The 11,774-nt window shown below is 52.0% G+C and carries 13 protein-coding genes; 6 read left to right on the top strand and 7 right to left on the bottom strand.

The annotated features are described in order from the left end of the window. Nucleotides 1-14: 14 nt before the first annotated feature. A complete protein-coding gene (locus G5574_RS21950) occupies nucleotides 15-1,289 on the bottom strand; it encodes a Glu/Leu/Phe/Val family dehydrogenase (protein WP_033742410.1) in 1,275 nt (424 codons plus the stop codon). Nucleotides 1,290-1,785: 496 nt separating this feature from the next. After that, a complete protein-coding gene (locus G5574_RS21945) occupies nucleotides 1,786-2,667 on the bottom strand; it encodes a LysR family transcriptional regulator (protein ID WP_033742412.1) in 882 nt (293 codons plus the stop codon). 104 nt (nucleotides 2,668-2,771) lie between these two features. Between G5574_RS21945 and budA the strand changes: the two genes are divergently transcribed. From budA to G5574_RS21925, 4 genes are all read left to right on the top strand, one after another. Beyond that, nucleotides 2,772-3,554 (top strand): acetolactate decarboxylase, encoded by a 783-nt coding sequence (gene budA / locus G5574_RS21940; RefSeq protein ID WP_033742414.1) that lies wholly within the window; start codon nucleotides 2,772-2,774, stop codon nucleotides 3,552-3,554. A 15-nt stretch (nucleotides 3,555-3,569) separates the two neighbouring features. Continuing rightward, the gene (gene alsS, locus G5574_RS21935; protein WP_033742415.1) at nucleotides 3,570-5,249 is read left to right on the top strand and encodes an acetolactate synthase AlsS; all 1,680 of its coding nucleotides are present in this window, start codon (nucleotides 3,570-3,572) and stop codon (nucleotides 5,247-5,249) included. A gap of 25 nt (nucleotides 5,250-5,274) precedes the next feature. Further along, on the top strand, nucleotides 5,275-6,048 hold the full coding sequence (locus tag G5574_RS21930) for a (S)-acetoin forming diacetyl reductase (protein WP_033742618.1): 774 nt from the start codon (nucleotides 5,275-5,277) through the stop codon (nucleotides 6,046-6,048). Nucleotides 6,049-6,226: 178 nt separating this feature from the next. Then, on the top strand, nucleotides 6,227-6,643 hold the full coding sequence (locus tag G5574_RS21925) for a hypothetical protein (protein WP_006121976.1): 417 nt from the start codon (nucleotides 6,227-6,229) through the stop codon (nucleotides 6,641-6,643). 215 nt (nucleotides 6,644-6,858) lie between these two features. Here the strand turns inward: G5574_RS21925 and G5574_RS21920 are convergent, their stop codons facing one another. Both G5574_RS21920 and G5574_RS21915 read right to left on the bottom strand, forming a co-directional pair. Then, entirely contained in the window at nucleotides 6,859-7,332 is a 474-nt protein-coding gene (locus G5574_RS21920) for a nuclear transport factor 2 family protein (protein ID WP_033742417.1), read from the bottom strand. A gap of 86 nt (nucleotides 7,333-7,418) precedes the next feature. Continuing rightward, complete coding sequence (locus G5574_RS21915) at nucleotides 7,419-7,853, bottom strand: 6,7-dimethyl-8-ribityllumazine synthase (RefSeq protein WP_006121974.1); 435 nt, start codon at nucleotides 7,851-7,853, stop codon at nucleotides 7,419-7,421. 431 nt (nucleotides 7,854-8,284) lie between these two features. On the opposite strand from G5574_RS21915, the gene G5574_RS21910 reads away from it, so the two are divergent. Beyond that, nucleotides 8,285-8,992 (top strand): phage antirepressor KilAC domain-containing protein, encoded by a 708-nt coding sequence (locus G5574_RS21910; RefSeq protein ID WP_006121973.1) that lies wholly within the window; start codon nucleotides 8,285-8,287, stop codon nucleotides 8,990-8,992. Nucleotides 8,993-9,050: 58 nt separating this feature from the next. On the opposite strand, the gene G5574_RS21905 is transcribed toward G5574_RS21910, so the two are convergent. Further along, complete coding sequence (locus G5574_RS21905; RefSeq protein WP_033742422.1) at nucleotides 9,051-9,848, bottom strand: MetQ/NlpA family ABC transporter substrate-binding protein; 798 nt, start codon at nucleotides 9,846-9,848, stop codon at nucleotides 9,051-9,053. Nucleotides 9,849-10,087: 239 nt separating this feature from the next. On the opposite strand from G5574_RS21905, the gene G5574_RS21900 reads away from it, so the two are divergent. Beyond that, entirely contained in the window at nucleotides 10,088-10,489 is a 402-nt protein-coding gene (locus G5574_RS21900) for a cupin domain-containing protein (protein ID WP_006121972.1), read from the top strand. 130 nt (nucleotides 10,490-10,619) lie between these two features. Here G5574_RS21900 and G5574_RS21895 read toward each other — a convergent pair whose 3' ends face one another. Further along, a complete protein-coding gene (locus G5574_RS21895; RefSeq protein WP_033742424.1) occupies nucleotides 10,620-11,300 on the bottom strand; it encodes an SDR family NAD(P)-dependent oxidoreductase in 681 nt (226 codons plus the stop codon). A 1-nt stretch (nucleotide 11,301) separates the two neighbouring features. After that, nucleotides 11,302-11,772: a NanQ anomerase/TabA/YiaL family protein gene (locus G5574_RS21890; protein ID WP_164483303.1), complete on the bottom strand. Its 471-nt coding sequence runs from the start codon at nucleotides 11,770-11,772 to the stop codon at nucleotides 11,302-11,304. Nucleotides 11,773-11,774 lie beyond the last annotated feature (2 nt).

The raw sequence follows: 11,774 nt of genomic DNA, 5'->3' as shown, positions 1-11,774 counted from the left end.
GTTTTTTTACTGGCTTAGCCCGGATAGATACCGCGATCTTTACGGGCCATCAGAATACGCTCACAGGCAACGATATAGGCTGCGGTGCGCAGAGAGCAGTCTTTCTCTTTGGCTTTTTCCCAAACGTGAATCATGGCTTCAGTCATGATTTTATCAGACCGTTTATTAATCTCGTCTTCACTCCAGAAGAAACTGGCCATATCCTGCACCCATTCGAAGTAACTGACCGTCACACCGCCGGCGTTACAGATAACGTCTGGGACCACAATCACGCCACGGTTTGCCAGCACATCGTCAGCATCGGGATAGGTAGGACCGTTGGCACCTTCAAGTACCAGTTTACAGCTCAGGGTCTCAGCGCGTTCACGGGTAATCTGACCCTCAAGGGCTGCCGGAATGAGAATATCCATTTCCGTGTGCCAGAAGGCCTCTTTATCAATGACTTGTGCGCCTTTGAAGCCAGCAATCTGTTTGTTTTCGGCCTGCCATTGCGTCAGTGCATCCATATCAATACCGTCGGCATTGAACAGGGTAGCGGTATGATCCTGAATCACCACGACGCGTGCGCCAGCCTGGCTGAACAGACGTGCCGCTTCACTGCCAACGTTACCGAAGCCCTGAACGGCGACGCGCGCACCTTCAATCTCAATACCGGCACGGCGCGCCACTTCGCGACCTGTAACAAATACGCCGCGACCGGTGGCTTTTTCGCGACCCAGCGATCCACCCAGGTGAATAGGTTTACCTGTCACGACGCCCGTCACGGTGGTGCCCAGATTCATGGAGTAGGTATCCATCATCCAGGCCATAACTTTACCGTTGGTACCGACATCGGGTGCCGGAATGTCTTTTTGTGGACCGATGATGATACCAATTTCGCTGGTATAGCGGCGGGTTAAACGCTCAAGCTCACCTTCAGACAATTTGAAGGGATCTACACGAATCCCGCCTTTAGCACCACCATAAGGCAGGTTCACAGCGGCACATTTGATGGTCATCCAGGCGGAGAGTGCCATGACTTCATTCAGGTCAACATCCGGATGATAGCGGATTCCGCCTTTGCCGGGGCCGCGTGACAGATTATGTTGAACACGGTAACCCTCGAAATGACGAATCGTACCGTCATCCATTTGCAAAGGAATATCAACGATTAAGGCACGTTTAGGATGACGTAACGTATCGATCCAGCGAGAGAGATCGCCCAAATAAGGGGCAACGCGATCGATTTGTTGAAGGTAGGTAGACCAGGCGGATGTACTACTGTCAGACGCGTAAGATAACTTATCCATACAAAACCTTTCTTATCGACGTTATTTATTGTGTTGAGCCGTGGAAAAAACACGCTTTTCAGCGCCTATATAATTTATCACTGCCAGAAAAAATATGATGTCGGCCCGGCACGCATTATCGCTATGCTATTTCGATTAACGCTGAATAAGAGTGAATAATAGTGCAGGTAAACCGGGTAAAATTCCCATTACGGGTGCATAAGGAATGCATAAAAGATGCATAAACTAAAAAATCAACCATTTATCAGTTCTTTGAGAAGGTTCAAAAAGTTAATTAAATGTTAGAAATGGCATTGACTTTTTTGCACCAATGTGGTGCATTAATTCAGCTAATGCGAATGAAAATTTCATTTATGTGAAAACACAAAGGCAACATGAAATAGCCCCGGTGACGCATCAGGGGGATATATTCGCAGCGCTTATTTCCCCTTTTCATACTGCATCTTTCATTTTTCCCGCTTCGTTTCTGCCACCGAAAGGAGTGATCGCTGAGTGTTTAACGCGCAGGAATGAGTGCTAATAAATGGTTCACGGCCTTGGAGGCATTATTACGCCGCCAGGCAAAAGCGACATCCGTAAAGAGCGTATTCTCTGCAATGTCACGAAAGCAAATGTGGGGATTCTGTACGCAAATCATGGATTCAGGGATCAGCGCAATCCCGCAGCCCGCGCCGACCATCCCCAGCGAAGAGCTGATTTGCGGGGCCTGCTGGAAAGAGGAAGACGAAAAACCTGCCCGTAAACAGGCACTGACAATGAGTTCATACAAACTGGGCGAAACTTCACGTGGAAAAATAATCAACGTTTCGTCTGCCAACTCACTTAGCGCAATGGCCGTTTTATGTTTCAGATGATGGTCGGCAGGCAGTGCCAACACCATCCGCTCGGTCGAAATAACCCGCAAATTAAATGACCGACTGCTTTCACAGGGTAAACGAATAAACGCCGCGTCCAGTAGTCCTTCCTGAAGATCCTGTATCAGCAAAGACATGTTTTCTTCGCGGGTCATTAATTCCAGTGCAGGATAGCGGGCTTTAAAGTGCCGAATGATTTCGAACACACGAGGATTAAACGCCACCGAACTCGCAAAACCTAATGACATTTTTCCGCTCATCCCACGGGCAACGCCTCTGGCTTTCTCCAGGGCATAATCGGCCAGCTGAACAATTTCAATCGCATCTGTCAGAAAAGTCTTTCCAGCCTCTGTCAGTTCCACACCACGTGTCAGCCGCTTCAACAGCGGGGTACCAATTTCATGCTCCAGGCGCTGAATTTGTTGACTCAGCGGCGGCTGCGAAATGCCCAGTAGTTCAGCCGCTCGGGTGAAGTGTTGAGTCTGTGCGACCGCAACAAAATAACGTAGATGGCGCAGTTCCATATTAAAAACGTCTCAAAGTTAACAGGTTTTGCTATTGGATTCTGTCGGCAAACGGGACCACCATAATGTTAACACGGCTTAACAGTTAACCCATGAGGCATCCAATGAGCAATTTTGTAACTGATTGTTCCTGCGAGGATCAACTTAAAGATACGGTGAACAAACTGCAAAAAAATATGCCAGAAAGTGTTATGTATCAAACCTCTTTGATGAGTGCACTTCTGAGCGGTGTTTACGAAGGTGAAACCCGAATTGCAGATTTACTGCGTAAGGGCGACTTTGGCCTGGGCACGTTCAACCAGCTCGACGGAGAATTGATTGCATTCGACAGCAATGTTTATCAGTTACGGGCGGATGGCAGCGCCCGTCCTGCCCATCCTGAGCAGAAAACGCCCTTTGCGGTTATGACCTTCTTCCAGCCTCAGCATAAACACACTTTCGAACGTGCTGTTCCACGTCATGAGCTGCACCAGTTAATTGACAGTGAAATCACCTCGGACAATCAGTTCTGTGCCTTACGTGTCAGCGGCCACTTTTCATCGGTACAAACCCGTACCGTCCCGTGTCAGTGCCGCCCATACCGCTCGATGCCAGAAGTGCTCGGCAATCAGCCCATCTTTGAATTTTCTCATCGCAGCGGTGAGCTTATCGGGTTCCGTACGCCACAGTACATGCAGGGCATTAACGTCGCCGGGTACCACGAACATTTTATCACCGACGACAGAACCGGAGGCGGTCACATTCTCGACTACGTGCTTGAAGAGGGCACGCTGACCTTTGGCGCCATCAGCAAGCTGGTCATCGACCTGCCGGAAAACAGTGATTTCCTGCACGCCAATTTGACGCCCGAAAACCTGGATGACGCTATCCGTTCTGTCGAAAGCTAATAACGAGGCCTGAATATGAAAACCCTCTCAGATACAACCCTCTGGACCTGCGGCGCCGACCTGGTTGTCGCGCAACTGGAAGCACAGGGCGTCAGCCATGTGTTTGGTATTCCGGGTGCAAAAATCGATAAAGTCTTTGATTCATTGCTGGATTCGTCTGTTCAGACCATTCCCGTGCGGCATGAAGCCAATGCTGCGTTTATGGCCGCTGCGGTGGGCAGACTGACCGGAAAAGCAGGGGTGGCGCTGGTCACCTCCGGTCCTGGTTGCTCCAATCTGGTGACCGGTATGGCGACCGCGACCAGCGAAGGCGATCCGGTTGTGGCGCTGGGGGGCGCCGTCAAACGCTCTGACAGCGCCAAGCAGGTCCACCAAAGCCTGGATACCGTCTCTATGTTCCGCCCGGTTACAAAATATGCGGTAGAGGTGACCGATCCCTCCGCCCTGGCTGAATGCGTGTCAAATGCCTTTCGCCATGCGGAGCATGGTCGCGGAGGCGGTGCGTTTGTCAGCCTGCCACAGGATATTGTCGACCAGCCGGTGACGGGCAAAGTCCTGGCCAGCAAAGGCGGTATCACCCTGGGGGCGGCACCCGACGTCATGATTGATGCGGTCAGTCGTGAAATAGCCAAAGCAAAAAATCCGGTGATTCTGCTTGGCCTGATGGCAAGCCAGCCTGAGAACAGCGAGGCCATTCACGATCTGTTAAACCGCAGCCATATCCCTGTTACCAGCACCTATCAGGCAGCAGGCGCGATACGTCAGGAGCACTTTTCCCGTTTTGCTGGCCGCGTGGGTCTTTTCAATAACCAGGCCGGTGACAAACTACTCCAGCAGGCGGATCTGATTATCACGATTGGCTACAGCCCGGTTGAGTACGAACCGGCGATGTGGAATACCGGTAATGCGACGTTAATTCATATTGATGTCGTCCCGGCGGAAACCGACAACCGCTATTTACCTGATGCTGAGTTAGTGGGGAATATCGCGGCAACGGTGGGCAAGCTGGCGACACGGATAACCTCACCCTTACAACTTAGTCAGCAGGCTGCCAGCATACTGGACGATCGCCAACAACAGCGACAGTTACTGGCGCTTCAGGGGGCCAGTCTGAATCAGTTTGCACTTCATCCCCTGCGTATTGTCCGGGCGATGCAGGACATCATCAACAGTGACGTCAGTCTTACCGTGGACATGGGCAGTTTTCATATCTGGATTGCCCGCTACCTCTACAGCTTCCGTGCGCGTCAAATCATGATTTCTAACGGACAACAAACCATGGGCGTTGCGCTGCCCTGGGCTATCGGTGCCTGGCTCGTCGATCCATCACGTAAAGTGGTGTCGGTATCAGGGGATGGCGGTTTTCTCCAGTCCAGTATGGAGCTGGAAACGGCGGTCAGGCTCAACGCCAATATCCTGCACATTATCTGGGTCGACAATGCCTACAACATGGTGGCGATGCAGGAAGAGAAAAAATATCAACGTGTGTCCGGTGTCAATTTTGGGCCCATTGATTTTAAAGCCTATGCCGAGGCGTTTGGCGCCGCGGGGTTTGCGGTGACCAGCGCAGCTGAACTTGAGCCGACACTACGTAAAGCAATGGATGTGCAGGGGCCGGCGGTTGTGGCTGTACCGGTGGATTATGCGGATAACCCCCTTTTGATGGGACAACTCCATCTGAGTCAGCTTCTTTAATCACGAAGGAACGGAGGACATGATGATGAAAAATCGAGTGGCGCTGGTAACAGGTGCGGGCCAGGGCATTGGTGAGGCCATTGCGTTACGCCTGGCGAAAGATGGCTTTGCCGTTGCGGTAGCGGATTTTAATTTTGATACCGCTTCTCAGGTCGCGGAAAAAATTAAAAAAGCGCAGGGCAGTGCATTAGCCATCAAGGTTGATGTATCAAAGCGTGATCAGGTTTTTCACGCGGTTGAGCAGGCACGTGAAGTGCTGGGCGACTTTAATGTCATTGTCAATAATGCCGGGATTGCGCCGTCCACGCCTGTTCAGGACATTACGGAAGACATCATTGATAAAGTCTACAACGTCAACGTGAAAGGCGTGATTTGGGGTATGCAGGCCGCGGTTGAAGCCTTTGCAGCGGAGGGGCACGGCGGAAAGATCATTAATGCCTGCTCCCAGGCTGGCCACGTCGGAAATCCTGAACTGGCGATATACAGTTCGAGTAAGTTTGCCGTGCGCGGTCTGACCCAAACGGCAGCCCGGGATCTCGCCCCGGCGGGCATTACCGTAAACGGTTTTTGTCCGGGCATTGTCAAAACCCCCATGTGGGCAGAAATTGATCGGCAAATTTCCGAAGCCGCAGGTCAGCCTGCAGGTTATGGTACCGAGGCCTTCGCCAAAAGAATCACACTGGGCCGTTTATCCGAGCCCGACGATGTGGCCGCCTGTGTAGCCTTCCTCGCAGGACCGGACTCGGATTATATTACCGGCCAGTCTATCCTGGTTGATGGCGGAATGGTGTTTAGCTGATCGCGATCAGGCCTGGCACGCTTGTGCCAGGCGACCTCTGTTCAGCCAGGCTGTTTCTCGTTACCCTTCGCATTGCTTACTGACAAAATTCAGAGCATGCCGAGCGCCTGCGGGCTTCCATCATGCTCTGAAATCGCTAAAATAACGTGCTCATTTGTCAGGGAGTCACACAGCCACAATGCGTTATCGTTATCTGTTTGCCGCACTCGCGGTCGCCACTGCCTTGTCAGGCTGCGCCAAAAAGCAGCCTGCCGCCAATCCTGCTGACGCCTTTGCCGAAGGACAAACGCAGATTGATGTCTCTCATGTGATTACGCGTGCTGACGACGGTTCCCATATTTACCTGACCGTGGATGGTAAAGATGCTGGCGAATTGCCGAATGGCGAAAGTAAAGTCCTGCATGTCCCGGCGGGTAAACATGAAGTCGGCGGTTACGTCCGTACCTTATTTGGTCTGGGACGCGTAACCATTGATCCCCTTGAGGTGACAACGTCACCTAACGACGTGAAAAAAGTGGCCTACACGGTGACGCGCAATAAAGCGACCTTTGTTGAGCAGCCTAAATCAAACGACGCTGCGCAGGAACAAGGTTAAGGCATCAGGCGGGAGGGTCAGTCCGATGTGACTGACCTGAATTGTCGGCGTGAACAGCCTTGCCGGAACTAAAATGCCCAGGTAGTGGAAAAGTCAGGGCTGCTGTTTACGGCCTGAAGGTGAACGGTTCAGACAATATGGTGCTGTTCTTTTCTGTCTCACCCGACGCGAGAGGGTGCGTCAGGTGGATCTCAGACATGTTTCACGGAAATTGCCTACAGGCCAAGATCACTGAGTGAAGGATGGTCGTCCGGTCGGCGGCCCTGAGGCCAGTGAAACAAACGCTGACTCTCGGCAATCGCCACGTCGTTTATGCTGGCGTGGCGCCTGACCATGAAGCCATTCTCGTCAAATTCCCAGTTTTCATTGCCATAAGAACGAAACCAGTTTGCCGCGCTGTCATGCCATTCATAGGCAAACCGAACCGCAATGCGGTTTGAGTGAAAACTCCACAGCTCTTTTATCAGCCGATACTCGGCTTCTCGCTGCCATTTCTCGCGCAAAAACGCCACGATTTCGCTACGTCCGCTCAGAAAGATATCGCGATTTCGCCAGACGCTGTCAGGTGAGTAAGCCAGTGAAACGCGTTCGGGGTCGCGGCTGTTCCAGGCATCTTCGGCCAGACGCACTTTCGTTATGGCCTGTTGTACATCGGTAAACGGTGGTAAAGGCTGGCGTGGGGCTTCCATACTGTCTCCTGAAATAGCGGCACTCTGGATAAGCGCGCCGCCTGGCTGTGATAAACAGACTGTTAAACAGACAAAACCACGTGCGTTTACAGTGAAATGGCGTGAATTTGACGGACTGCGCGTGCCGCTTCTTTGCCTTTTTTCACAAAATGCTCGGTGTAGAAGCGAATGAATTCATCGGCAGGCTGAAAATTATGTGGTGTCAGTGAGACGGAAAACACGGGCACGTTGGTCGCCAGTTGTGCCTGCATGAGTCCGTTCACGACGGCCTGAGCGACAAAATCGTGGCGGTAAATGCCACCATCCACGACCAGAGCCGCACAGACAATTGCATCGAACTTACCAGTTTGTGCCAGGCGTTGTGCCAGTAACGGCATTTCGAAGGCGCCAGGCACATCCCAGGTTTTGATTTCACAGGGCGTGCTGCTGTTGTCCATTTCCTGCTGAAATCCAGCCAGGGTTTGAGAAACAATCTCGCTGTGCCAGTTTGCCTTGATAAAGGCGACTCTTAACGGTTGCATAACTTACTCCAGTCAACGTGACATCCGGTTCCTGAGAGATCGGCAGACGCGCTCATCTTCCCGAATGACTATAAATTCTCTGATGCGTACCATTGCCAGTCACACATCATAAAGACATCGATCCCGCTGCCGGACAGCAGTATCCGGCTGAATTCAGTGATGAATAGCGGACAGTATAAACCGATGTAAACCCCGTGCGCTTACCTTTCACTCGCTTTTGCGGTCTTCCGCGTGTGCCCCGGGTTCCCTGGCAAGGTGAAAAGCACAGGGCCATGCTTTGCGTGCCTCCGGTATCGCGATCGCTGTTCGATTGTGTAACGCATTCCATTTATGATGTTGCTTAAAAATAATACTGGATATTTAAACAGGTAATTGTATAATTATTCCACTGCCCGCTGGGTGTTGTCTGGAATGATTAGGGGGTAAAGCCCATGATGATGTCGACAGAAACTTTCAACGCAACGGATCATGCCATCACAATGAGTAGCCGGGAAATTGCTCAAATGACCGGAAATACACATGGTGAAGTTAAACGGTTAATCAAAAGCCTTGAAACGGCACAGCGCCTGTCCCAGCCACTTTTGGTCAATCTCTATGAACACCAGGGCGAAATGCGCCAGGAATATCACCTGAATAAACGCGATTCCCTTCTGGCGGTGGCCCGGCTTTCGCCTGGCTTTACCGCGGAAGCGCTTGATCGCTGGCAGGCGCGTGAAGAACGCGTTCATCTCCCTGATTTCACGAATCCCGCCGAGGCGGCCCGCGCCTGGGCGGAGCAGTTTGAACAGCGCCGTGCTGCAGAAAAGCAACTGGCCGAATCTGCGCCAAAAGCCGCCTTTTTCGACGATTTCGTGAATGTGGACACCGCGCTCGGTTTTCGTCAGCTGTGTAAAATGCTGAAAGTGAAAGAAACGGATTTTCGTCAGTTTCTGCTCGACCGCAATATCATGTACCGTGAAAAGGGCGCACTGACACCACAGCATTACCATCTGCAGGCGGGTTACTTTACCCTGCATGCAGGAACGGCAGAAAATCAGCATACTTTCTCACAGGCGCGGTTTACCACGAAAGGGGTCCGGTGGATTGCCAGCTTATGGGCCGGGCATCTGTCCGCACAAACCAAAGGCGCTGCCGCCTGACGGCACGTTATGCCTGGAACAGGCCGCCTGCTGCGCGGCTTGCCCCAGGCTAGCGGATTTACCAACCTTTAATGGCATCGCCTTTATAAACGTCTTCTGCTTTTGCTGCGACCTCAGGAGACTGAAATGCAGCTTTCAGCTTTTGAATCTTATCGCTGTCTTTATTGTCCTGACGTGAAACCAGGGCGTTAACGTACGGCGAAGAGGCGCTTTCCATAAACAAACCATCGCGATGAGCAGATAACCCCGCCTGCGCAGAGAAGTTGGTATTAATAATGGAAAGGGTGACGTTTGGGTCGTCCAGCGTGCGGGTAAGCTGTGGTGTATCCACTTCGACCAGCTTCAGATGTTTGGGATTATCGGTAATATCCAGCGATGTTGGTAAATAACCCACACCGTCTTTTAGCTTAATCAGCCCCTGAGCCTGTAATAGCAGCAGGCTGCGTCCAAGCGTGGTGGCTTCATTTGATATCGTAATGGTATCGCCATCCTTCAGCTCACTGATATTTTTAATTTTGTGCGAATAGGCAGCGATAGGGAAAACAAACGTTTTGCCCACAACGGCAAATTTATAGCCGCGCTCCTTTGACTGCTCTTCAAGGTAAGGCAGGCTTTGAAAGGCGTTCGCATCCACTTCTTTATTATTCAGTGCTTCATTGGGCAAAACATAATCATTGAAGTTCAGCACTTCAACATCCAGCTGATACTTATCTTTGGCTACTTTCTGTACTTCTTTCCAGATAGCTTCATCAGGACCCGTATTAATAGCCACTTTCACTTTATGATCGTTATCAGGCGAGCAGGCGGACAATAATAATACGGAACTGGCGATTAGCGCCGTCAATAAACCTTTCATATCTAGGGATTCCCGTCAGTATTTGATGCCGAAAGCCTAATACAAATTCACGGTATTGCGTACTTACGCGTCGCTATAAGATATAACCATCATGCTCTGATTGGGATAAAAAAACATCAGCGCTGTTATCGCTGTCTCTGCCGCCTTTCAATTGCTGATGTTAAGTGTGCTGGCGAATTATCAGCTATTTTTAAACGAGTCACTCAGCCCGGCCCGGGGCGTCATTATCAGGAGAAACGATGTCAGGTGAAAACAGCGATAACGCATCAGCATCAGAAATTAAGGCGGTAACGCTGCTCAAAAGTTGCCAGGCATGGAATGGCCAACATATTGACGCTTATCCGCAGGGACAACCCGAACTGACAGTCATACGCTTAACCCTTCCGGCGCAAACCGCCTTGCCCTGGCATACTCATCCGATGCCCAATGCAGCGTTTGTCCTTTCAGGGACGTTAGTGGTGGAGGATAAAGAAACGGGTGAGCAGCAAACTTTTCAGGCTGGTGAAGCGTTGAATGAAACCATCAACAGTGCGCATCGTGGTTTTACGCTGGAAAGTCCTGCTGAGCTGATTATCACGTACGCGGGTGTGAAAGGGCAGGAACTGACCGAACCGCTACCCGGCGAGCCGGAAGAGTTTTAGATCGCTATGCGGGCAAAGCCCGTGACGTAATGTGAATAAAAAAGGGGAAGGGCTCACGTCATTTCACCGGAATAAGCGCGACAGCCGTGGTTAAACCAGCCGGTAAACGCGGGTTTAACCACGCGGCGAATCAGGCTTTAAGTGAAGCGCCTCCACATATCACCAGCTCCTGACCTGTGATGGGAGCAGCGCGTTCACTGAGTAAATAACTCACCAGTGAAGCCACTTCTTCTGGCTGAATCAGGCGTCCCATTGGCGGCAGGATGGGGGCGGATGAGGCCCGTTCAGGTTTGGTCAGCATCGGCGTTTCGGTTGCGCCGGGAGCGACAACATTCACCGTAATCTGCCGAGGAGCCAGTTCCATTCCCCATGAGCGGACCATGCCAACCAGCGCCGCTTTGGTTGCCGCATACTGCGAGCGATTGGCGGCACCGCGCGAGGTACGACTGCCGATAACGACGATCCTGCTGCCTGGCTTAAGCGTTGGCGCAAAGTGATTGATCAGCACTTCGGCTGCGTGAACGTGCAACGACCACAAGCGTTTGCTGGCCGCTCCGTCCAGTTCGCCCAGCGGGGCGGCGACGATCATTCCTGCGGCGTGAATCAGCGCATCCGGCGTATCAAGCCCGCTGATTGCCGACCTGAGTTGATCGGCATCAGTGAGATCAACGGCGATGCCGTTGAGGTTGGGTAAGGCTGCCTCGCCCTGCGTCCGGCTCAGCCCCGTAACTTTCCAGCCCTTTTGCAATAAATCCTGAGTAATCGCTTTGCCGATGCCAGAACTGTAGCCTGTAACGATAGCGTGACGCATCTCAACCTCCTGACATCGATTTCGGTACCTTAAAGACGGCTTTACGAACGGCTACTGGCGCGCCTGCGGCACACAGGGCCTGATGGGGTTCACCGGGCAAAAAGACCGCAAAGTCTCCCTTACGCAAAGTGATGCTAACCGGTAATGCTTCTGGCTGCGCGATATACAAATCGGGTTTGCGCTCTTCATCTCCGGCCCTGGCAATGGACTGGGTGCCAGCATAAATGACCTCTTCACCCTCCAGCATCACCTGAATGTCAGTCCAAAGATGGTGGTATTCCGTATGACGCAGCGTGGCGTCCTGGGTGGTGGCCTGTTGGATCGTGCAAAACCACGCTGCATTTTCCGGCTGCCATCTACCGATATCCCTTGCGGCCAGTGCTTCAAGAGAACAGTCGGGTAACCGGAGCAGAGCCAGTAAGGATTCGGGTAACCCTGCCAGCGGCAGGGCGTTCAGATTGCCGATAATCATCT

Source organism: Pantoea stewartii (assembly GCF_011044475.1).
In the GTDB taxonomy this organism is placed as follows: domain Bacteria; phylum Pseudomonadota; class Gammaproteobacteria; order Enterobacterales; family Enterobacteriaceae; genus Pantoea; species Pantoea stewartii.
The sequence above is the reverse complement of the archived record's forward strand: the minus strand, read 5'-3'. Positions and strand labels throughout refer to the sequence as shown.